Source organism: Flavilitoribacter nigricans DSM 23189 = NBRC 102662 (genome assembly GCF_002646595.1).
GTDB classification, from domain to species: Bacteria; Bacteroidota; Bacteroidia; order Chitinophagales; family Saprospiraceae; genus Flavilitoribacter; species Flavilitoribacter nigricans.
The window spans coordinates 180,116-201,612 of record NZ_PDUD01000024.1; the positions used below are offsets into that span (position 1 = coordinate 180,116).

19 protein-coding genes are annotated in these 21,497 nt (G+C 51.2%); 9 read left to right on the forward strand and 10 right to left on the reverse strand.

The window, feature by feature from the left end; translation table 11 throughout:
- The first annotated feature begins 220 nt into the window (after positions 1-220).
- Positions 221-871, forward strand: coding sequence for a response regulator (locus tag CRP01_RS19960; protein WP_233752719.1), 651 nt, complete (start codon positions 221-223; stop codon positions 869-871).
- A gap of 41 nt (positions 872-912) precedes the next feature.
- Here the strand turns inward: CRP01_RS19960 and CRP01_RS19965 are convergent, their stop codons facing one another.
- Together CRP01_RS19965 and CRP01_RS19970 are read right to left on the reverse strand one after the other, a co-directional pair.
- Entirely contained in the window at positions 913-1,110 is a 198-nt protein-coding gene (locus CRP01_RS19965) for a hypothetical protein (protein ID WP_099151856.1), read from the reverse strand.
- 60 nt (positions 1,111-1,170) lie between these two features.
- Positions 1,171-2,211, reverse strand: a complete 1,041-nt coding sequence (locus CRP01_RS19970) for an aldo/keto reductase (RefSeq protein WP_099151857.1) — start codon at positions 2,209-2,211, stop codon at positions 1,171-1,173.
- Positions 2,212-2,400: 189 nt separating this feature from the next.
- Here CRP01_RS19970 and CRP01_RS19975 point away from each other — a divergent pair, with 189 nt between their 5' ends.
- Positions 2,401-3,111 carry a zinc ribbon domain-containing protein gene (locus CRP01_RS19975; protein WP_099151858.1) on the forward strand — a complete coding sequence of 237 codons (711 nt, stop codon included), beginning with the start codon at positions 2,401-2,403 and terminating at the stop codon, positions 3,109-3,111.
- 345 nt (positions 3,112-3,456) lie between these two features.
- Here CRP01_RS19975 and CRP01_RS19980 read toward each other — a convergent pair whose 3' ends face one another.
- Both CRP01_RS19980 and gldB read right to left on the reverse strand, forming a co-directional pair.
- On the reverse strand, positions 3,457-6,045 hold the full coding sequence (locus tag CRP01_RS19980; protein WP_099151859.1) for a tetratricopeptide repeat protein: 2,589 nt from the start codon (positions 6,043-6,045) through the stop codon (positions 3,457-3,459).
- Between the two features lie 275 nt (positions 6,046-6,320).
- Complete coding sequence (gldB, locus tag CRP01_RS19985; RefSeq protein WP_099151860.1) at positions 6,321-7,355, reverse strand: gliding motility lipoprotein GldB; 1,035 nt, start codon at positions 7,353-7,355, stop codon at positions 6,321-6,323.
- A 217-nt stretch (positions 7,356-7,572) separates the two neighbouring features.
- Between gldB and CRP01_RS19990 the strand changes: the two genes are divergently transcribed.
- From CRP01_RS19990 to miaE, 4 genes are all read left to right on the forward strand, one after another.
- The gene (locus CRP01_RS19990) at positions 7,573-8,316 is read left to right on the forward strand and encodes an outer membrane beta-barrel protein (protein ID WP_099151861.1); all 744 of its coding nucleotides are present in this window, start codon (positions 7,573-7,575) and stop codon (positions 8,314-8,316) included.
- A gap of 117 nt (positions 8,317-8,433) precedes the next feature.
- Positions 8,434-9,288 (forward strand): carboxylating nicotinate-nucleotide diphosphorylase, encoded by an 855-nt coding sequence (nadC, locus tag CRP01_RS19995; RefSeq protein ID WP_099151862.1) that lies wholly within the window; start codon positions 8,434-8,436, stop codon positions 9,286-9,288.
- Entirely contained in the window at positions 9,288-9,854 is a 567-nt protein-coding gene (locus tag CRP01_RS20000) for an HD domain-containing protein (RefSeq protein ID WP_099151863.1), read from the forward strand. Before nadC ends, CRP01_RS20000 begins: the two co-directional genes overlap by 1 nt.
- Positions 9,855-10,178: 324 nt before the next feature.
- Complete coding sequence (gene miaE, locus CRP01_RS20005; protein WP_099151961.1) at positions 10,179-10,763, forward strand: tRNA-(ms[2]io[6]A)-hydroxylase; 585 nt, start codon at positions 10,179-10,181, stop codon at positions 10,761-10,763.
- A 167-nt stretch (positions 10,764-10,930) separates the two neighbouring features.
- Here miaE and CRP01_RS42365 read toward each other — a convergent pair whose 3' ends face one another.
- Positions 10,931-11,197: a hypothetical protein gene (locus tag CRP01_RS42365; protein WP_170110461.1), complete on the reverse strand. Its 267-nt coding sequence runs from the start codon at positions 11,195-11,197 to the stop codon at positions 10,931-10,933.
- On the opposite strand from CRP01_RS42365, the gene CRP01_RS20015 reads away from it, so the two are divergent.
- Together CRP01_RS20015 and CRP01_RS20020 are read left to right on the forward strand one after the other, a co-directional pair.
- Complete coding sequence (locus CRP01_RS20015) at positions 11,196-15,140, forward strand: HYR domain-containing protein (protein ID WP_170110462.1); 3,945 nt, start codon at positions 11,196-11,198, stop codon at positions 15,138-15,140. The genes CRP01_RS42365 and CRP01_RS20015 overlap by 2 nt on opposite strands.
- A gap of 747 nt (positions 15,141-15,887) precedes the next feature.
- Positions 15,888-16,256 carry a YraN family protein gene (locus CRP01_RS20020; protein ID WP_099151866.1) on the forward strand — a complete coding sequence of 123 codons (369 nt, stop codon included), beginning with the start codon at positions 15,888-15,890 and terminating at the stop codon, positions 16,254-16,256.
- Between the two features lie 8 nt (positions 16,257-16,264).
- Here the strand turns inward: CRP01_RS20020 and CRP01_RS20025 are convergent, their stop codons facing one another.
- The 4 genes from CRP01_RS20025 to CRP01_RS20045 form a co-directional block, all read right to left on the reverse strand.
- Positions 16,265-16,768 (reverse strand): hypothetical protein, encoded by a 504-nt coding sequence (locus tag CRP01_RS20025; protein ID WP_099151867.1) that lies wholly within the window; start codon positions 16,766-16,768, stop codon positions 16,265-16,267.
- Positions 16,765-17,295 (reverse strand): NADPH-dependent FMN reductase, encoded by a 531-nt coding sequence (locus tag CRP01_RS20030; protein WP_099151962.1) that lies wholly within the window; start codon positions 17,293-17,295, stop codon positions 16,765-16,767. Before CRP01_RS20030 ends, CRP01_RS20025 begins: the two co-directional genes overlap by 4 nt.
- A gap of 335 nt (positions 17,296-17,630) precedes the next feature.
- On the reverse strand, positions 17,631-18,152 hold the full coding sequence (locus CRP01_RS20040) for a PepSY-like domain-containing protein (protein ID WP_099151869.1): 522 nt from the start codon (positions 18,150-18,152) through the stop codon (positions 17,631-17,633).
- Positions 18,153-18,175: 23 nt separating this feature from the next.
- Positions 18,176-19,288 carry a T9SS type A sorting domain-containing protein gene (locus tag CRP01_RS20045; protein ID WP_099151870.1) on the reverse strand — a complete coding sequence of 371 codons (1,113 nt, stop codon included), beginning with the start codon at positions 19,286-19,288 and terminating at the stop codon, positions 18,176-18,178.
- Between the two features lie 218 nt (positions 19,289-19,506).
- Between CRP01_RS20045 and CRP01_RS20050 the strand changes: the two genes are divergently transcribed.
- On the forward strand, positions 19,507-20,922 hold the full coding sequence (locus tag CRP01_RS20050) for a hypothetical protein (protein WP_099151871.1): 1,416 nt from the start codon (positions 19,507-19,509) through the stop codon (positions 20,920-20,922).
- Between the two features lie 13 nt (positions 20,923-20,935).
- Here the strand turns inward: CRP01_RS20050 and CRP01_RS20055 are convergent, their stop codons facing one another.
- The gene (locus tag CRP01_RS20055) at positions 20,936-21,484 is read right to left on the reverse strand and encodes a GNAT family N-acetyltransferase (RefSeq protein ID WP_099151872.1); all 549 of its coding nucleotides are present in this window, start codon (positions 21,482-21,484) and stop codon (positions 20,936-20,938) included.
- Between the last annotated feature and the right edge of the window lie 13 nt (positions 21,485-21,497).

Below are 21,497 nucleotides of genomic sequence, written 5' to 3' on the forward strand. Positions count from 1 at the left end.
TACCACCTTCGGCCGGCTGCCGTCTAAAATCTCCGCAACGACAGGGACCGGCCACCAAAAATCCAGATCACTGCGCGGGCCAATTTCCTTATTCCCTTGCGTTTTTTCTTTGTATTGCTCTGTCAGGGTGTTATTTTTACCGTCGAACTGATCCCTTTGCAGTCAATTTGGAACCCGGTTGATTTCACCTATCTTCCCACCCCTCACTGGAGCCGATAATATGATCAAGAAAATCCTTATTGCCGATGATCACCAGTTGGTGATCGATGGTATCAAGTTGATGTTATCTACAGAGACTGATCTGGAATGTGTGGCCGATGCGCACTCCGGACAGGAGGTATTGGACTATCTGCAAAATAAGCCGGTAGACATGGTGATCCTGGATATCAACATGCCGGACCTGAACGGCGTGGAAACCTGCCGGATCCTGCAGCGGGACTATCCGGAGGTAAAGGTGCTGGCCCTTTCTATGCTGAAAGAAGCCAGTCTGATCAAACTGATGCTCAAGAACGGTGCTCATGCCTACGTACTGAAACACGCGGGCAAGGAGGAAGTAATTCAGGCCATCCGCAAGGTTTTTGCGGGGCAAAATTACTACAGCGAGGAAGTTTCGGAGATCATCATGGCCAGTCTGGCCGGTCAATCCACCAAAGAAAAACCCCAATCGCCATTTCCCCAGCTCAGCCGCCGGGAAAAGCAGGTACTCCGGCTCATTGTCGATGAATTTACCACCGCGGAGATTGCCGAAAAGCTCCACATCAGTTTTGGTACGGTCGAGACCCACCGCCGGAATATCCTCATCAAACTGGGCGCCCGGAATACCGCGGGTCTCGTACGCACCGCTATCGAATACGGCCTGCTGGAAGATTGACTGATCATCCGACCAGCAAATATAGTACCGAACATTGAAAATTAAGAATGCTTGTCTTCACCGCCAAGGCCGCAAAGCCGCAAAGTTTTACAATGCCTTCTTTCGAAAAAATTTGCATCAGCAAATTTTTCGATTTTAGCGACTTCAACGGTTAAGAATGCAAAGCTTAGAGATTTTGCCGACTTCAAAATCTCTAACAAGCTTAGCGTCTTGGCGGCTTTGCGGTGAAATTCATTCATTTCTGGGTTTCGATTATCAACTATGAATGTTCCTCCCTAAATTTGATCATCGAATAATCATCAAGGTGCCGGATTCGGAATACTATCGTGTACTTCATTGATCGCTTTCAGTACCTCTTCGCTCAATTCCAGTTCGTAACTATCGATATTTTCTTTGAGCTGTTCCATATTGGTCGCACCTATGATATTACTGGTCGTGAAGGGCCGGGAATTAACGAAAGCCAACGACATCTGCGCCAGGCTCAGACCGTGTGCTTCGGCGATCTTCAGGTAACGGGCCGTGGCTTCGTGGGCCGTGGGCCGGCTGTAACGGGCCATCTGCTGGAACTGGTTGATGCGGTTGTCCGGCTGGTCCTCACCCCGGTGGTATTTCCCGCTGAGCAGGCCGAATGCCATGGGTGAATAAGCCAACAGTCCCATGTTTTCCCGGATGGCGATCTCGGAAAGTCCGATCTCAAAGGTGCGGTTCAACAAGCTGTAGGGATTCTGGATACTGACGCAGCGGGGCAGACCGTGTTGTTCAGCCAGGTTCAGCAGGCGCATAGCCCCCCAGGGTGTTTCGTTCGAAATACCGAAGTGGCGGATCTTCCCTTCGTCCACCAGTTTTTGCATGCTTTCCAGCACCTGCAGGAAATTATCTTCCCAGGGATCATTGGGATCGGCGGGGAAATCGCGAACACTGAAGCGGTTGTTTTTCCGTTCGGGCCAGTGCAACTGGTACAGGTCCACATAATCGGTCTGCAGGCGACGCAAACTACCTTCGATGGCCGTCCGGATGGAAGCCGGTTTGAAGTCCAGTGGATTGCGAATGTACAACAGTCCCGGTGAAGGGCCGACGATCTTGGTGGCCAGGATGATCTTATCCCGGTCGCTCCGATCCTTCAGCCAGGTACCGACAATGCGCTCGGTGCTGCCCTGTGTTTCCTGGCGGCCCGGCACGGAGTACAATTCTGCAGTATCGATAAAATTAATGCCTCTCTCGAGGGCGTAATCCAGTTGCTGATGCCCTTCGGCTTCGGTGTTTTGCTCACCGAAGGTCATCGTACCGAGGCAGATCAAACTGACCTGGAGATCAGTATTGCCTAATTGACGAAATTCCATGAATATATTTTTGTGATATTGGGCAACCGGTAGAGGGCTCCCGTTTTTGAAGACTTTGAAATGCGAATTAAGGCATTACTCCCGCAATTCCAAAAAATGCACCGATTTTATCGCATTAGCAGCGATCTTTCATTACATTGGTACTGCAACCATTGCTATCATTTTCCGTAGTTTACAATAAAATCCGATATGCACCTACAACTGGCCTGCCCAAACTGTGCTACCTCCATAAAGGCTGAAAACATCAATATTACCAGTCTGGTTGCCAAATGTCACCACTGTAACAGTGTTTTTAATTTTTCCAATAATCTGGAAGTAGCTTCCCGCAACCGGCCGGAGATCATGCTCCCCCCCGGATTTGAGGCTTACACCACCCTCTCTTCGCTGGATATCGAATTCAGCTGGCGGCAATCGAGCAAGGGGCTTGGATTTTTTATCTTTTTCGCCCTCTTCTGGAATGGGATCCTTTCCATCTTTGTGGTTACCGCCCTGCTGACCGGAGAATTACAGATCCTGCTCTTTACCAGTGTTCACCTACTCGTAGGTATCTCGCTGATCTATTACATTCTTACCGTGCTGATGAATAAGACGTACGTCCTGGTCTCCCAGCGGGAAATACTGATCGAGCACCGGCCGCTCCGTCTGCCCTTTTATCCCAACCGCAGCATCAGCGCCATGGACCTCGACCAGCTGTACATCAGTAAATATGTAAGCAGCCGCACGAACGGCCGGCCCAATCATGCCTTTTCCGTGATCGCCCGCCTGCGTACGGGCAGTGAGATCACGCTGATCAAAGGGCTGCGCCAACCGGAGCAGGCAACCTTCATCGAGCAGCAGATCGAAAAATTCCTGCACATCGAAGACCGGGCTATGGAGGGAGAATATGGTGTGAGTATCTAATCGGGCCAGAAAAAAATTATTATCTTTTTCAAAGGTAGTTGGGTAGGATTCAATCAGAAAGGAGGCCACCTGTACGGCCGGCCTCCCCGGAGGACAAATAATTACCTGAATTTTTGGAGGGACTTATGATTTAATAACAAACGGGTTAGCTCTTTTGCACAAATTTTAAAACACATCCAGATAAAGTTATTTGCTTTGAATTATCCCTGACCTAACAGTGCCCCAAGGGAATGGTTCACGAATAATAAACAATTCTTTTTCAGGGACTTCTCAGCCGAAAAGCCCTGACTCCAATTTTCTAATTCCTATCGAACGGATCGACGACGACAAAAGCCCGGAAAAGGACTATTTGCTTAGCAGGCGGTAGCGGGCCCAGTAGCGGGGTGCCGCCATGTCTTTGTCTTTCGCGAAGGAAGTTTTCACTTCCTGCAGGCTTGCACTGATAGAATTGCCGTCCAACAGGTATTCGTAAAAGGCGGGATAGAAGGCCGGATTGTTTTCCTGACTTTCGGTATACAATACGTGGGAAACACCGGCCAGCATGAGGCTACCGCTGAGCGGCAGAATGTGGTGCAATTTATTATCGGGAGCGCCGCCTACTTCTACAAAGTCCAGACTCAGCAGGTCCGTGGCCGAAGTGGCATTTAACTGCAATTCCGAAGCCAACAGTAAACCATCGTCAGCAATCGTACTGGTCGGATCGGTATTGGCCAGCACCAGGCCGGCCTCTTCGGGAGAAGGCCCTTCGGCAAATCCATAACTGCCGAGATGAATATAGTGCGCACGGCCCATTTCGTTCTTCAGCAGGCTTTCGGTCGCCGCCTCCCGTAGTTTGAAGCGGCCTTCCAGCGGACTCTGCCCCCACAGTACCTGCAGCCGATCGGCGGCGGCAACACTGGTCGTCAACGGCCGGAAGCGCTGACCATCCGTCATCAAAGATGCCCCGTGGATATTGGGATCGAAAAGAATACGCCGGTTTACCGGTATCCGGGCGAGCCTTTCCTGATCGAAAACCGGCGATACCAATAGAAATTCATAAGCCGCACTCGCCTCCCCGGTCGGCATTTTCCAGGAGGTTGCGGTATGGCGGTACTCTACGGACAGATCCCGGATCAGATAAGGTAATTTATGCAGCCGGATCCGCTTCTTGCGGTAACTTTCCGTCAGCAGCGCTTCAAAAGGCAGTTGCCCGATCGCATCATCCGTGACGATGGACAGTTTTTTCTTTCCCTTCAGGATGGCGTTTGCCGGTTCGACCAAGCGCTGGTACAATTGATGTCCGGCAGCCGTCAGCACCGCAGCGTCACTACTATCAATGGCCGACTGGAATTGCTCGATGGCTCCCGCCAGCCCGGCCCCTTCAATAGAAAACGCCTCCAGGCGGTTCCGGTCCAGGGCAAATACGTAGGCTTCCCGGTCTCCGATGAAATACGAAAGCAGAACTTCGTCAGCCCCCAGCTGGCTTTGTCGCTCGGCCAGCGACCGGCGATCCATACCGAACCGTTGCTGATAACCCAGTGGTTCGGACCGTTTCCAGTCCTCCTTCATCAAGCGATAATTTTCCCGCAAGCGGTGTACTTTCTGACTAACGGTGATGTCCAGAGGTCGTAGGCGGAATTCGAGTTCTGCCAGACGTAAGGTCCGGCGCATCGTCCGTTCCCTTTCCGGGAAGGTTCCCGTCAGTTGCAGGCTGTACCCCGTGTGGGCGCGAAACTGGAGAACCTTAAACGCTTCTACCAACCGGAACGCCCGCCGCAGTGCATGCTGATCGTTGCGATTTTTCCCCAGTTGCCAACCCGCCTGTACGCCGCCGGCAATGGCCTGGCGGGCGATCGGCAACAATTCCAGCCGATCGGCCTGATCCATGCGGTCATCCATGGCGGCCTCCAGAAAATGTACGGCGATCTCACTGTTGGCCAGCGCCAGGGGTAGGCGCTGTTCATCCGGCAGAGCGGAATCCATCAGCCAGCGCGACCGTAAACCCAAGGCCCGGGCCAGGAGGGGGCGGTCGATAATGAGCCCGGAGGTGTCCGGCAGCTGATTCCAGCTCAGGTTTGATTGTTCCGGATTGAGGCTTCGGACGGCCAACTGGATCGCGTCCCGGGCTTCATCGCGGCGGCCCTGGCGGTAGACCGATTCCGCCAGCAGCAAACTGGCCAGAGCCGTTTCCCGGTGGTAACCTCCGAAGAATTCGGTGGCGATATCCAGCGCCTTACGGTGGAAAGATTCGGCCTGGGCGGGCTGTTCGGCGTAAGCTTCTCCCATGCCGTTATTCAACAGCGCCTGCAGAAATGCCCGGTCGGATGCGGCGCCGCCGGAATTGAGCCCTCGCTGAAAATACTGCCGCGCCATTTCGGGCTGGCCCCATTCGAGATAGAGTTTGCCCAGGTTGTAATAGCTTGTAATGATATTGGGATGATTCGCCGGATATTCGATCATCATGGTCTCGATCGACTGGCGATAATAGGTTTCAGCCTGTTCAAATTGCCCCAGACCCCGATAAGCAGCGGCCAGATAACCGTCGATCACGGCGTAAAGCTGGATGGCTTCGATCGGATAATCCTTGGCTTTCAACAGATAGGACAGTGCGGCGTGGTGGTTGCCCCGCAGCAGATGAATGGCCCCGAAACGAACATAGTTATTGACCAGGTCATCGGCGTGGAGCTGAGCTTTAATGTTGAGCGAAGCCTCATTGGCCACCAGTGCATTGGCGAAATCGCCCAATTGCATGTGGTTATAGCTGATCAGGAGCAGCGCCTGCGACTGATCGTACAATCGCGAAGGATTAGCGCGGATAAAGGCTTCGAGTTCCTGGGTAGATCGGCCGTACTGATTCGAATGACTTAATTCTTCTCCAGACTTCAGTGTAAATTCCGGCTGGCCCGTCATTACACTCCCTACCAAAAGCCATAGAATCGTTAGCCTTAATTTCATAAGATCTCGTTGCTCCGTTTAAATGAACCGTGAATATACGATCTAAAAGCGAGTTTCGAACATGTTTGGGGCGGGGTCTCCCCGCTTTATCACCAGGGCGATTCCGTACTAAAGCATTGCCATACCATTTTTTTCAAGCGCGATATCTATTTCAATTGCCATAGCAGACGAAAGGCAGCGTGCTGCTCCAACCATCACCTTTCCGCCTGATCTTGAACAATTTACTTTACTACTCCCTGTTTTCAACAATTTAAGAGCTGAATACCTCGCCCGCTTTATCCCCGGGGTTTGTATTTCGATTGTTCCAATATGTACTGGGCGTCTTCCAGGCCGAGGAGATCCTGCAGGCTGAGTTCCGGGTAACGGCGCATGAAGGCCTCCACAATTTTCAGGCCCATATAATTGGCCGTACGGCCGGGAGCTTCCGGCGGCATGCCCGGAGAACTCGGGCTGTAATCCACCAGCTTTCTAAATTTTTGAAAATCCGTAGAATACAGCAACTGTTCTTTCAGGAAATGGGCCCACATTTCAAGTTCGTTATTTTTTAGCCAGGCCACCTGCGTTTCCGGTAGTTCCAGCAAAATACTGTCCGGAGTATACGGCAGCAGAGCCCGCTGAATGTACATTTGTTTGCCGTTGTTGACCATTACGTCCAGCAGCCGGTTGCCGCGCGGCTCACCGACGAGGTCCTTCACCAGGGGTTGGAGGGATTTGCTCACCAGGTGTTTCCGGTCAAAACTCCGGGTCAGATAAGCGGAGAAATTCGGATTATTCGGTACGTAGCGGCCATAGGGATAGTCGCTACCCAGGAAAAAATCCAGACCGACGCCCAGATCCCCTTCGCCGTAAATGAAAGCGGCGATGGAGTATTCCGAAATAAAGGTGGTGACCTTCGGAGTGGGATAATCCGGGAAGTGATATTTCAGGTATTTAAAAGCCTGCGCAAATTCCGATTGAATGTCGTCCAGCCGCGGATACACCACCTGGGTCGTATCGTACAGGAACTGAATGGCCGGATGCTGGAGAAATCCTTTAACGTAGGCTTCGTGCCCCTCAGGAGCCATCTGCGGATTTTTCGATCCCAGAACATAGGTAAAATATACTTCACTGAATTCCGGATATTTTGCCTCCAGTGCAGCCAGTCCTTCCTCGATTTGACTGGTATCGATAGCGAAAAGATCCTGCTCGAAACGTCTGATGTCCACAGAAACGTCAATGTGGTCAACATTGGGGACTTCAATAACGTTATCGTTACCACAGCCCGCCAGACTGAGCGCGGCGAAGATAATGATTGCAAATTTCCAACTCATAGTATTAAAAAATCAGATTTTCCGGTTCAAACTTTACTTTTGTAAGATGAAAGGGCAATCGGTTTTGATGCCATTCCAAAAAAATGTGACCGATACACACTGGAGCGTCTTACAAACGTTGAAGTTTTTTTACCGTTCAGGTAGATATTTCAGCGATTTATTCGTTTATCCAACGTAGGCAATTTCAAAAAATTGTGACCAAAAATAACCGTCGATAATGAAAAAGTTAATCATCACGCTTTCCTTTCTCAGCATTAGCTTACTGGGTTTTTCTCAGGAAGACCTTCGCTTTGGCTTCCAGATGAGCCCTTCCTTTTCCTGGATGACCACCAGTGTCAACCACATCAATCCCAGTGGCACCAATCTCGGGCTCAAACTCGGTTTGCTCGGCGAGTTCTACTTTCGGGAAAATTACGCCATCGTGAGTGGTATCGGATTTCATTTCAATGCCGGCGGCACCCTGCTTTACGAGAACGAAGGTAAATACTGGCCCAATTCCGACATCCCCACTTCCATCCTGACGGACAGCCTCACCTTTAATGCCGATACCAAGTTCAAATACGGTATCCAGTATCTGGAGATCCCTTTCGGACTGAAAATGAGAACCCGGGAGTTTGGGTATATTCGCTATTATTTCCAGCCGGACCTCACCCTGGGCTTTAAATCCCAGGCCCGCGGTACCATCGAAGGAGTGGGCGTAACCGATGAAGATGAAAAATACAACATACGGAAAGAAGTGAACGGCATCAACTTAAGCTGGGGACTCGGAGCCGGTATCGAATATACCATTTCCGAAAATACCAGTCTGATCGCCGGCCTGGCCTTCCAGAAAGGTTTTGCCGATGTTACCGACGACCGGAGGGCTACCTATTTTGACAGCCGCGACGGCAACCTCGAAAAAGAGGAAAAATCAAAAGGTACCGTCAATTCCATTACCCTTCGGGTAGGCATCATGTTCTAAGGTTTTCGCCGAAGCGAAGACCGGCGGATCTACAAGGATACCAGCGGAAGGCTGCGGCCGGATCGCCAATAAACTGACCCCGACATTTTTACAGAAACATTTGCCAATTAGAAACGCATGGATAAAGAGACCCAGCAGTTGCTCGACACCTTCATCGAGCAGGCCCTCGCCGAAGATGTAGGCGACGGTGATCACACCTCACGCGCCTGTATTCCCGCAGACGCCCAAAGCAAAGCGAAATTACTGGTCAAAGACCCGGGTATTCTCGCGGGCGTAGCGGTGGCCGAAAGGATCTTTCAAAAGGTAGATCCCGCCGCCAAAATTGATCTCCACATGGAAGACGGCAGCGCCATGAGCTACGGCGATATCGCCTTTGAAGTGACCTGTAATTCACGGGCGCTACTCATGGCGGAGCGCCTCGTGTTGAACATCATGCAGCGCATGAGCGGTATCGCTACCCTCGCCAATCGTTTCCATTTCGAGGTAGAAGACCTGCCGGTGAAGATCCTCGACACCCGCAAAACTACCCCGCTGATCCGCTTCCTGGAAAAGTGGGCCGTGCGTCTGGGTGGGTGCTACAACTACCGGGACGGACTCTACGACTGGATCATGATCAAGGATAACCACATCGAAGCCTGCGGCGGTATTCACCAGGCGATCGAAGCGGTGAATCAGTACCTGAAAGCAGAAAAGCTGGATCTGGGCGTTACGGTGGAAGTGCGCAACCTGGTGGAGCTCTACGAAGTACTCGAGATCGGGCAGGTTACCCGGATTATGCTGGATAACTTTGAGATCCCCATCCTGAACGAAGCGGTCGCTATCGTTGCGGGTCGCTTTGAAACGGAAGCTTCCGGGGGCATCAATATCCACAACGTACGCCGGGTAGCACAGTCCGGAGTGAATTACATTTCGGTAGGTGCACTGACCCATTCGGCTACCAGCCTGGACCTGAGTCTCAAGATCATTGAGTGATGAGCTGGGATATAGACCTGATCCGGACCGCCTGGAGCATTGCCGCCAAGGCCCACGATGGCCAGAAGTACGGCGGTTCGGAGCCCGGTGAGCAAATTGAGTATCTTAAACACATCGGTGGGGTCACCCTCGAGATCATGCAGGCAATGGTGCACCATCCGGAAGCCGACGCCGAGCTGGCCCTGACCTGTGCCATTCTGCACGACACCGTCGAGGATAGTGAGATCTCCCTCTCCTATCTGTTCGATCAGTTCGGCAGTTCCATTGCCTCCGGTGTTTCGGCGCTCACCAAGAATCCGGCGCTTCAGGGTAAAGAAGCGTCCATGCTCGATAGTCTCCGCCGGATCAAAGAACAACCCGAAGAAGTCTGGATGGTGAAAATGGCCGATCGCATCATCAACCTTTCCCAACCTCCCTATTACTGGAATACTGAAAAGATCAAGGCCTATCGCGCGGAGGCGCAACTCATCCACCAGCACCTACACAGCGCCAGCCACTATCTGGGCCAACGCCTGCAGGATAAGATCGACGCTTACCCTCCGGGAGGGCTACCCGATGAGGAGTGAGCAATGAGGGGTGCATTCCACCCGCTCATTGCTCATTTCCAACATCCTTCACACTTCTCTTTCCGCCCTTTGCTTCCTTTCTTCTCTTGATCTTAGTACGTTACGGATACGCCCGTACAAAGATGAATACAAGCGTCATGAGAGCGAGAGCGATCAGCCATAAGCGCGGATCCTGGGTTCGCGTGTTTTTTCCTAAAGAAGACATTTTTGTTGGATTTTACGAGACGTTTGTTGTTCAGTGTTACCCACTCTATTCCAAAAAAGATGCCAAACTCTGTTTTCCTGCGAAGTTTCCTATTTTTAGGTACACATAATCCTTTCAAGATGAAATTGAACCTCGATATCAAAGTGGACAGTCCGCAGGAGTGGGTAGAGGCCGTAATTAATGATTTTCCCAGCTTTTTACAGGATCACGCCGATTGTGAACGCAAAGCATCAGCTACCGCCATGAGCCTGGTAGCCAAATATCCGAACCGCACGGAGATCATTCCCGAGTTGATCGAAACGGCCGTGGAAGAATTGGAACATTTTCAACAGGTTTACGCCGAGATGGAAAAAAGGGGCATCCAACTAGCGCATTCGATCCCCGAAGATCCCTACATTAAAAAACTGATCAAAAAAATGCATTCCGGCCTGGAGGAGCGATTCCTGGACCGTCTGCTGATCGCCTCGGTGGTAGAAACGCGCGGCGCCGAACGCTTTCGCCTGGTAGCCGAAGCGGTGGAAGAAGAACACCTGCAAAAATTTTATAAAATGCTCTGGACCTCCGAAGCCAAGCACGGCCACATCTTCGTAAAAATGGCCCTGCACTACTTTCCGGAGGAAAAAGTATACGAACGGCTCGACTGGTGGCTGGATCAGGAGGCGGAGATCGTCCGCAATCTGGAGATCCGGCCGGCCCTCCACTGATCACCTTAATAATAAGGCCAGGACCATTACTTTGCGGGTGCTCTTTTATAAGTCATCTCTGGGTTTGCTGTTCCCTTACAGATTGCCTTTCCCCGTACTCCGATGGTAAGTATTCACAAAAAAATCTCCGCTGCCTAAAAACTGGCACGATATTTTCATGTAGAAAATCAGTTATATGTTTTTAACTCGTATCCGGTAGCATCCCTCCGGATATGCCCCCCCATATGTGTGTTCAGGAAGAATGAAAAACTACTTCCGGGAAAACTGGCTTTTGTAACTCTAATTGTAAATCCATCATAGATCATTTCCGGGCCTTCGGCCGGTGAATACCCCCTTTTCCGTGCCACGGGAAAGCCTGGATATCTATGTCCATTTACCATGAATTCTCCAAGTTGAAAAACTACATCAATCATGAAACACTTGAAAAGGTCCATGAAACAAATCTTTACCAAGCCCACTTCGACGGGGAAGGTAAGCGGCCGCACCCGCACCGGCTGGCGCCATCTGGCCCTGTGTCTTTTCCTATTAGGAGGCTTGTCCTTCCAAAGTAATGCTCAGGATAATTGCACCTTAGTATGTAACGGCACCCTGGAAGCGCCCAATGAGGCTTCTCTGGGTACCGGTTGTATGTTGAGGATCGATCCGGATCATATTCTGGAAGCGCCGCAAACCTGTCCGGGAGATAAACTGATCACGATCAGGGACCTCGAAAACAATCTCCTCGCGCAGGCAACCAATATGATTGAATTCCAGGCGGACGAATACGTCAACCAGATCGTCAGTGTAACGATCACCGATCAGGCCACGCAGGATTTCTGTGTGGGTTATCTGCGCTTGTCCGATACCCGTCCTCCGTTTTTCACCAATTGCAGTCCGGTGACGGCTACCTGTGTAAACGAAACAGATCCGGAGATCATCGGCTCGCCGCTGGTGGCGGACAATTGTATCGGAGAGATCGACCTGACCTTCAACGATGTAGTGCAGGAGGGGAACTGCCTCGAAAACAACCTGTTGATCATTGAACGGACCTGGACGGCCACCGATGCCAGCGGTAATTCAACCGAATGTGTGCAGCAGATCACGGTAGAGCGGCCAAGCCTGGACGATGTCATTTTCCCCGCCGAGATCAACTTCAGCTGTACTACGCCGGATAGTATCCGGGCTCTTTCCGGACGCCCTCAATACGAAGGAGTAGATCTGGAAAATAACGGCCCCTGTCAGTTTGAGATCAGCATGGAAGAGGATACCGTATTTCTGTGCGGACTGATCGAATACCAGATCCTGCGGACCTGGACGGTTTCGGATCCCTGTACCGGTTTCAGCCGCGAAGATACCCAGGCGATCAATGTACTGGACAGCGACGCTCCGGTAGTGACCTGCCCGGATCCGATCACGGTACGGACCGACCCGAATAAATGCTCCGCTACCATCAATCTGCCCACGGCTACGGCCACGGATAATTGCAGTAGCGAAATAAATATAGAGATCAATACTTCTTACGGTGCCGTCGGTGCCGGTCCCCACCCCGCCGTACCGGCTGGTCTGCATGTGATCAAATACATTGCAACCGATGCCTGCGGCAATGTCGGACAGTGTACCACCCAATTGACGGTGGAAGATTCCGACGAGCCGACCGCTGTCTGTAATGATTTTCTGATCATTTCGGCCGCCAGTGGTGGAATTGCCTCCGTTAAGGCGATCAGTTTTGACGAAGGCAGCTCGGACAACTGTGCCGATGTACTCTACTACAAGGCCCGCCGGATGACCATCGGCGGTTGTGATGGCCTGAACGGTGACGATGATGCCGAACTGACCGGAGTGCAGGAATGGTTCGACGACGATGTACTGTTCTGCTGTGATGAAATGGGCAACGGCACCATCCGGATATTGCTGCGCGTGTACGAGGTAGACCCCGGCTCCGGACCGGTAGACCCCGCACGGGAAGAAAAAGGCGGCGACCTGTACGGCCATTACAGTGAATGTATGGTACAGGCGACCGTACAGGATAAACTCAAACCCGTATTCGATTTTTGCCCGCCGGCGATGACCATCGACTGCCGGGACGATTACTCGGACCTGTCGATCTTCGGCAGCCCGAAAGTACGGGACAACTGTAGCTTCACACTGGATTCCACCCAAATGGTGGATGTGAATGACTGCGGTGTAGGCAAGATCATCCGCTCTTTTTCCGCCATCGACGATGCCGGGAATGCCAGCACCTGCCTGCAAATGATCACGATCGAGAACCAAAATCCGCTGACGGAAGAACACATCACCTGGCCGGAAAATTACTCGACCGATGTATGTGGTGGCGCTACCGATCCCGATGATCTACCCGAAGGTTTCGCCCGCCCGTCCGTACCGGATACGCTTTGCGGTACCATCAGTGTAAATTATGTGGATGAACTATTCAGCCTGGCTCCTCCCGCCTGCTATAAAATCCTCCGTAAATGGACGGTACTTGACTGGTGTTCTTTTGACCCGGATTATCCGGACCGGGGCGGTAAATATTCCCGGATCCAGATCATTAAAGTTCAGGATACCGAAAAACCGATCCTGACCTGTCCGGACCCCATGACGATCAGTGTCGATAATGACTGCGTGAGTGGTAATCTCAGTCTGCAGCCGATCGTAGCGGACGATTGTAGTCCGAACGTGCTGATCACCAATAATTCGCCCTATGCGGCCAATGGCGGCGCAAATATCAGCGGCGCTTATCCCCTGGGCACTACCGTAGTGACGATTTCTGCTTCCGATAAATGCGGTAATGTAGCCACCTGCGAGGTGAGTATCACCGTACTGGATGATAAGGAACCCTCGCCGATCTGTATCGTTGGGATCTCCGCGCCCTTATTCGATATCAGCGGCGAACCCACCGCCATCGTTCCGGCAATGACGTTTGACGGCGGTAGTTCGGATAATTGTACCCCCGACGAGGCCCTGATCAAAACAGTACGGCTGGGTGACGGTGACGGGCTGGTAGCTCCCACCGAATCCGAGCTGGTCCTCAATTGCGAACATATAGGAACGCAACTGGTAGAATTCTGGGTAACGGATGATGCCGGTAACAGCAACTACTGCCTGACCTACGTCAACGTTCAGGATAACAGCAATCTCTGTGACGGCTTCGCATCCGGTATGATCGCCGGGGGGATCCAGAACGAAATGGGAGATATGGTGGAAGATGTACACGTACAGATCAACGGTCCGGAACCTCATAAGATCATGACCGATGCCAAAGGACATTTCGAATTCCCGGATCTCGCATTCGGTCAGGATTATACGGTAGTTCCCTACAAGGACGATAATGCCCTGAACGGTGTAAGTACGCTGGACCTGATCCTGATCTCGAAACATATTCTGGGTATCCAGAAACTGAATACACCCTACAAGATCATCGCGGCGGATGTTGACCGTTCCGGTCATATCTCGACCTTTGACCTGATCCGGTTGCGGCGACTGATCCTGCATATTGAAAACGAATTACCCTCGCAGAGTGGAAGCTGGAGATTTGTCGACGCCTCTTTCCAGTTCCCGATGCCGGAAAATCCGTTTGCCACTTATTTCCCGGAAGTCTACAACATCAACGACTTTGCCGATGCGGAAATGAAAGCGGACTTTATCGCCATCAAGATCGGGGACGTCAATGCCTCGGCTAAAGCCAACAGCCTACCGGATGTAGAACGGCGAGATGGCGTAGGCAAAATGACCTTCCTTACCGCCAATCAGGAATGGAAGGCCGGCGAAGAGCTCAAGGTCACTTTCCGGGCGAAGGATATGGATCGCTACGAAGCCTACCAGTTCACCCTCGCCTACGAGACCAATGCCCTCGAACTGGTATCAACGGAAGCCGGATCGTCCCTCTCTAATATGGGTGAGGAAAACTTTGGTCGCACATACGACTCGGACGGATTCCTGACGGTGAGCTGGAATGAGACCACCGCCATCCGCCTGAATGAGGAAAGCGAACTGTTTACGCTGACCTTTAATACCCTGCAGCCCGGCAAACTGAGTGATCTGATCGCGATCAATTCCCGGCTGACCGAAGCCGAGGGCTACCCGCGGGAAGGCAATCCGCAGGATCTGAAACTCGAGTTCGAGGAAGATCTCAACCCGGGCTACGAACTGCTGCAAAATAAACCGAATCCGTTCCAGGATCAGACGACCATCGGTTTCCATCTGCCTAAAACGGCAGAAACCAATCTGACGATCTACGATCTGGCCGGTAAAGTGGTCTGGCAACAGAGCAATGTGTACGAAGAAGGCTATAACGCCATCACGATCATTCGGTCGGACCTGCCCACAGCGGGGATCTTCTACTACACCCTGGAATCAGGGAATTTTAAAGAAACCAAGAAAATGCTCCTCGTGGAGTAGACTAAGATATTAATTCTAATGTGAGATGTTTGTTGTGGTCTCGTTCGGGAAGGACGAGACCTTTTTTTTATGCAAAAAATTTTATAAGGATAAAAAATAAATTAGTAGCGGGTCAAATACAAACATTAAAAGAAGATTTTATATATTTGTGAGGTAATACTTAGACAAATTGACATAATAACTCCATCCCTATACATTTAGAGAAAACTATTGATAGATTTTATCGTCTTCCTGATCTATGGAGGGGTATACTGCATATTTGCGTGCAACATCGATCTAAAAAATAAGCAGCTTTTCCCCCGTTCAAAGCATACTGCGTAAAAGTCACAAACCTGATTTAATATCCAAATTACACGGGTCCCGGTACAGCCCTCAATCGCTTACAATCCGATCGCCAATCTTGTTTTAATCACTAGATTGCACTGACGTCGTCTTTACACCAGACGCCAAGCGTTTGGAAAAGGTCTGTGCCCTATATGAGCAATTTTAATCTCACTATAGGTTTGATTCCACGATTAAATGTAAATTTTACGAAGAAAAACGGTTTTTGGGATGGCCTCTTCCTATTTTTTAGGAGGGGGCTTTTTTCGTTGGGTCCGTTGGGTACATCAGCCTGGTGAAAAACCATACGTGGGCAGACCAAATGAAAAAGCATATGGCCGGGAAACGGCCGGGGAAGTAATGAGTTGAATTTAAGCCCCAAAAGATTGATCTTAACGGAATGATCATTATAAAATAAACCTTCCGATGGCACACCACCAGGAGTTAGGCAACTGGGGCGAATCGCTGGCCGTATCCCTGCTCAGGGAGAAAGGCTGGACCGTACTGGAAACCAATTGGCGCTACCAGCGGGCGGAAGTGGACGTGATCGCAATGGACGGTGATATTCTCGTCTTCGTGGAGGTAAAAACCCGGACTTCCGAATATTTTGGGCCGCCGGAAACCTTCGTAACGCCCCAAAAAGAAAAACTGCTGGTTCGGGCGGCCCATGCCTATATGCAGCAGATCGACCACCAGTGGGAAATCCGGTTTGATGTCATCAGTGTAGTGAGCCGAAGCCGGGAAGATTACGAGATCCGGCATTTACCGGATGCTTTCTGGCCGGGGAGTTGGTGATTCCTAGTTTACAAATAACCGAAAAGCAGTTCCAAAAGATCATAGATCGCCCGCAGGCGGACGGCCGCTCCCCTATCCGGCGAAGATTGGATAAGCAGTTGGTATGTATTCTGCGGTTCCGCGGACGCGATCACCGCCCGGTCTGCGCCAGCCTGTAAAAAATGTCCGATCAGGTTGCTGTCATGCTGCAATTGGGTCGCCCAGTCCCGGTTCGGGGAGGTGATCCTAAGCTGGTTCCGGAAAATAAACCGCCGGCGTAGGATCCGGCATTCGACTGCTTTATCCGACGAAATTGCAGCCTGTACTTTGATAAATACGGGGCTGCCCCCCGCAGCGGTATAACTTCTTCTCCGGCTGAGTTGGAATCTTACCGGAATACCCATTATCAGGACATTGATCGTGATACGTTCCCCATCTCCACCCGGGAACTGGCGTTCTTCTACCGCGAAACTGCCCTGCACGGATTCCGAAAACAGGCAGGCCTCCGATTGCCAGTCTCCAATATTACTCATCCGACCAGATCCTTAAATGAAGTAATAAACCGGCCTAATGCCGCTTCCGTCCTGGGATCGGTAAGCTTACCGGACCGGTCGATCTTAGCTTTCACTCCCTGGATCAGCAGGGTGGTCTCTTCGGTGTATATCCCCTGTATCGTTTTTATGATGAGTTTCAGTTCTTCCTGGCCCTTTACTCCACTCGCCGAGGCCGTGATCAGACCGATCGGCTTATCGGAAAAGACGGTAGTGGATACGCACCATTCCAATGCATTTTTCAGTCGGCTGGGAATACTGAACACATACTCCGGTGTACAGATGAGCACTCCGGCCGCTTCGGCTATACGTTGGCGAAAATGAGTGACGGCTGCCGGTGTGTTGGTATCGGTTAGTTCTGTTTGAAAATGAGGCAACAAGGCCAGGTCTTCCATGATGGAAAAACGGTAGTCTTCGGACATGGCAGCTTCTATCACCTGCAGTAGCCTGAAATTGGAGGAGTTCTGGCTGGCACTGCCATTGAGGGCAAATATCTCTTTTTGCTTCACGGGTGCTTTTTCGGGAAAATACAATGCCCCGCATAAAGCAACTGTCTTAAACCCGATAAAAAAGGAAGATCACCCCAAATTTTGCATCTCCGGGAAAGGGCTTTTGCGGCCACTTTTCCCGATGATTTCGTGCAAAATTCAGGGTGATCCGTTTAGGGGCACCAGTAGAGCGATGATGCAATCCGGTTTTTGGGACTATGCCGGATGGACTATTGATCATCAGGATCACCAGCGGATCTCGTCCGTTCCTTCCGGCCAAAGCTACCTTCCGGTAATTGATAGCATAGTGTTTGTCTGGTCCTTACTTCCTATCCATCCGATCGGGATGATGTGCTTTAGTCATCATCGCCTTTGTCATCGTCCGAATCGTCCTGGCAAAAAACGCTACCGTCGGCATTGAAAACGATCTCGAGATCAGAGCCACTATCGGTTTCGAGCTCTACTTCAAACTGCAGGCTTCCGTCCACCAGCTCAAACTGCTCTATTTTGTCATCGTCAATGCTGTAGTTAGCATATTGTTGGGCAATGACATCCAGAACGGCCTGTGGAAGCACATCTTTGGAGACCTCCGTGGCGGCGAAGACGAATTCTTCGGCCATGTTAAAGTAAAGTTCAATGTCCGGACCGGGGCCGTCTTCCAGCTCTACTTCGTAATACAATACATCACAAATATCTTCTATCTCGATGTCCTCAATATTGTAGCCGGAGTAGTTATCCTTGATATAATCGGTAATACTGGCAGCCAGATCGCCCGGGTTGACGCCGCTGTCGTCATCGTCGCCGGTGAAGATCCCGCTACAGGAGGTCAAAAGGAGGGTCAGGCCCAAAACGGGCAGATAATTAATGAAACTTCTCATGATTTAATAATGCTTTATGTAGTTTAAAAAAGAGTGATTTTTTTACCAATCCACCCGCGATCGGTTCGAACGTTGAGCCAATATATCCCGGCCGGCAGCGTGGGTTGTTCAATCCGATAGGTACCGGCTCGCCGGAGTTGCGATCGCAGGGGGAATGTCCGCCCCCATTGATCGATCAACACTACTTCGAGATCGGAGGCCGGGGCGGGAAGCTCGAGATAGAAACTTCCGCGGGCCGGATTGGGATAGATCTTCATTTCCGAAGGTTCCGCCGCCCGCGATACGGCTGTGACATTTTCATCGTTGGAAATGATGATCGTTACCGTATCGGGCACTACCGGAATAGCTCCCATATCCTTGCCGATCACCAGGATGCTGTCGATACTCAACTGGAAGGTATCCACGTTTCGGCCCACAATGATATCTTCGATCACAATGGAAAAATTGCCGATATCGTCCGGCATCGCCTGAATGGTCTCCTGATTGGTCCGGCTGACGGCGAGTTCCGCCCGGCCGCTGCCGCTAAAATCTTCATAAAGGCCCTGTACGTAGGAGTTATCGCCTTCGATCCAGTTGTTTTCCACAAAATCGAAATCGGGGCCGTCATCACCGGCGAGTACTCCCGTTGTATAGGAAAGGCTGGCCGCCAGGCCGTAGAAATCCGTCAATGGCATAGCCGAATCATCCAGGCTCAGGCTGATCGTCACCGTCGCTCCGAATTCGACCAGGGTAGCGCTCGGGATCAGTCGTACCCGTGGTGCCTGCCCCGCCTGTCCATTCCGGTAGCCGTCCGGGAGGATCGTTCCGTGGGTGAGACCGAAATTATCTTCTATCGCATCGTCATAATCATCCTCGTCTACCAGGCCGCTTCCGTCGCAATCCGCGTACGCATAATTCGTACCGTCCACAAAACTATCGTTCCAGGTGGCCGCCAGCGGGATACCCTGCCATTCCGTAGAGATCTCCGGACGGGCCGGACCGGTACTGCCGAAGGCTACACCCCAATACAGGAGGTCCACTCCGTTCACAATGCCGTTGTTATTGATGTCACCCGGCCAGATCTCCTGGCTGGAGGCCGTCTGGCAAAAGAAGAGTGTGGAACAGCAAAAAACAAAAACGTATCTCAGTAGCTGCATGGATTATTAATTGACTTACGGAACAAATTTAAGGGATTGAGAATTGAAAAAAAGATACACATTTTCAATATTGTCATTATATTTAGTCAACAATAAAGAATATGTAAATTCAATTTTAAAATTAAACACCTGTAAATCAATACTATTTTTTATTCAAATTAAATTTATTCATTATTTGAATTAAAAATTTGTCGAACAAATAAAATAAACCCAGCCCGATGAAAAGCCGAAAATTAATTCAATTCATCCAGTCCTGTGACACCGACGAGCTGGTCGAGTTCGAAAAATTTTTGGCTTCACCCTTTTATAACGAGGATCCGGAGGTCCGGCAGCTATTTAAAATACTGCGCCCACACTATCCCGATTTCTCGGGAGCGGGCTTGAACAAACACGCCATTTACCGCGCCGTCTACGGCGATCAGGCCTACAACGACAAACGACTTCGCTATCTGTTTAGTGACCTTACCAAGCTGATCGAAACCTTCTTTGCCGTACAAAAGATCCGGTCCCAGCCCCACCAATTGCAATTGGCGCTACTGGACAGCTTGTCGGGGCGGGGCCTGCCCAAGGGGTTTCGCCGCGTTAACCGGCAACTGAAACGGGAACTGGAAGACGGCGGGCAGCGAAGCAGCGATGTGTTTTTTACCAAAATGCAGTGGTCGGAGATCCGGGAGAGGCATTTCCAGAAAAAACGGATCCGTAAGTTTGACCTCAGTTTGCAACACTTCGCCAATGACCTGGATCAGTATTATTTTCTGAATCGCCTGAAGATCGTCTGCGCCATGCTGGACCGGCAAACCATTTTTCAGGACGAATACGATCTCAATATTTCCTCCGGTTGGCTACAGCACCTCGAACAGAATCAGTTTTACGGCAGCGTACTCATCCAGATCTACTATACCATCTTCCAGGCACTGCGGGACGAATCCGAAGAAAGCCATTTTACCGCACTGGTCACCTTCTTGCGCCAGCCCGGACTTTCGGTGGCCGATATTGACCTTCGGGACATTTATCTTTTTGCCATTAACTATTGCGCCCGGAAGATCCGCCAGGGCAAGGAAAAGTACGTTGCGGAAGCGCTGCAGTTGTACCGGGACGGCATCGAAAAAGGGCCGCTGCTGAACGAGCGGGGCATCTCTCCCTGGGCCTTTACCAATGTGGTGAAACTGGCGCTCCGCCGGCAGGAATATCACTGGATCGGTTCCTTCATTCATCGTTATGCGCCCTTGCTGCCGGAACAGTTCCGGGAAAATGCCCTGCATTATAATCTGGCGGAATTGTACTACTATACCGATCGCTTTGACCAGGCGCAGGAGCACCTGATCCGGGTTGAATTTTCGGATCTCAACTATTATCTGGGAGCCCGGGTACTGCTGGCGAAGATCTATTACGAATCTGGGGAAGAAGAGGCCCTCTTGTCCCTGATCTCTTCCTTTACCGTTTTTCTGAAACGCAATAAAGAACTATCCGCAAACCTGAAGCGCACCTATCTTAACTTCTGTCAGATCCTGTTCCAGATCGTCCGACGCGCTCCCAGCCAGATGAAAAAGCTGCAGGCGAGTATTGATAATTCCGAATTGCTGACGGACCGGGCCTGGTTGCAAAAAATCTATTCGGAAGCGATGGGTAAATGATAAGTCCTGGCCATCAGTCAGCTCCGGTCTTCTGGTTCAGCATCAGGCGAAATCCGAATACCGGAAGGTCGCCCTGCATAAAATCCAGGTCCTCCGAGCGCTGGAAACCCATTTTTTCGTACATCCCCCAGGCGATCATCATCGCTTTCGTCGTATGAATGATAAGTTGGTGACGCTGCGCCTGTCTGGCTTTCGCGATACAGGCCTGCGTCAGGCGACGTCCGATGCCCCGTCCACGGGCTGCGGGGCTCACCGCCAGGAGACGAAATCCGGCTGCATTTGGCTCCCGGGTCGCTGTGCCGCCGGAGCCGTAGTACTGCATATCTCCAAAATAGACTACTGCTCCCCAGATTGCATTTCCGGGACCCGCCGCAACGAGCAATTCGGTATCCGGACGATCGGTGAGAGTACCCACGTCACGCAGCATTTGATAATAAGCCGGTTGCTCGGTAGGGCTGGGGAAACCCGCCAACTGTGCGTAAACCTCAACCATGAGAACACCAACATCCCGGTATTCATCCGGTGTGGCATTCCTTACGATAAATTCTGATTCACTTTGCATGATCTGGTAGTGT

Bases quoted from the DNA above. Each gene is read 5' to 3' on its own strand.
- CRP01_RS19960 (WP_233752719.1), top strand. From the start codon at position 221: ATGATCAAGAAAATCCTTATTGCCGATGATCACCAGTTGGTGATCGAT.
- CRP01_RS19965 (WP_099151856.1), bottom strand. From the start codon at position 1,110: ATGAATGAATTTCACCGCAAAGCCGCCAAGACGCTAAGCTTGTTAGAG.
- CRP01_RS19970 (WP_099151857.1), bottom strand. From the start codon at position 2,211: ATGGAATTTCGTCAATTAGGCAATACTGATCTCCAGGTCAGTTTGATC.
- CRP01_RS19975 (WP_099151858.1), top strand. From the start codon at position 2,401: ATGCACCTACAACTGGCCTGCCCAAACTGTGCTACCTCCATAAAGGCT.
- CRP01_RS19980 (WP_099151859.1), bottom strand. From the start codon at position 6,045: ATGAAATTAAGGCTAACGATTCTATGGCTTTTGGTAGGGAGTGTAATG.
- gldB (WP_099151860.1), bottom strand. From the start codon at position 7,355: ATGAGTTGGAAATTTGCAATCATTATCTTCGCCGCGCTCAGTCTGGCG.
- CRP01_RS19990 (WP_099151861.1), top strand. From the start codon at position 7,573: ATGAAAAAGTTAATCATCACGCTTTCCTTTCTCAGCATTAGCTTACTG.
- nadC (WP_099151862.1), top strand. From the start codon at position 8,434: ATGGATAAAGAGACCCAGCAGTTGCTCGACACCTTCATCGAGCAGGCC.
- CRP01_RS20000 (WP_099151863.1), top strand. From the start codon at position 9,288: ATGAGCTGGGATATAGACCTGATCCGGACCGCCTGGAGCATTGCCGCC.
- miaE (WP_099151961.1), top strand. From the start codon at position 10,179: ATGAAATTGAACCTCGATATCAAAGTGGACAGTCCGCAGGAGTGGGTA.
- CRP01_RS20015 (WP_170110462.1), top strand. From the start codon at position 11,196: ATGAAACAAATCTTTACCAAGCCCACTTCGACGGGGAAGGTAAGCGGC.
- CRP01_RS42365 (WP_170110461.1), bottom strand. From the start codon at position 11,197: ATGGACCTTTTCAAGTGTTTCATGATTGATGTAGTTTTTCAACTTGGA.
- CRP01_RS20020 (WP_099151866.1), top strand. From the start codon at position 15,888: ATGGCACACCACCAGGAGTTAGGCAACTGGGGCGAATCGCTGGCCGTA.
- CRP01_RS20025 (WP_099151867.1), bottom strand. From the start codon at position 16,768: ATGAGTAATATTGGAGACTGGCAATCGGAGGCCTGCCTGTTTTCGGAA.
- CRP01_RS20040 (WP_099151869.1), bottom strand. From the start codon at position 18,152: ATGAGAAGTTTCATTAATTATCTGCCCGTTTTGGGCCTGACCCTCCTT.
- CRP01_RS20045 (WP_099151870.1), bottom strand. From the start codon at position 19,288: ATGCAGCTACTGAGATACGTTTTTGTTTTTTGCTGTTCCACACTCTTC.
- CRP01_RS20050 (WP_099151871.1), top strand. From the start codon at position 19,507: ATGAAAAGCCGAAAATTAATTCAATTCATCCAGTCCTGTGACACCGAC.
- CRP01_RS20055 (WP_099151872.1), bottom strand. From the start codon at position 21,484: ATGCAAAGTGAATCAGAATTTATCGTAAGGAATGCCACACCGGATGAA.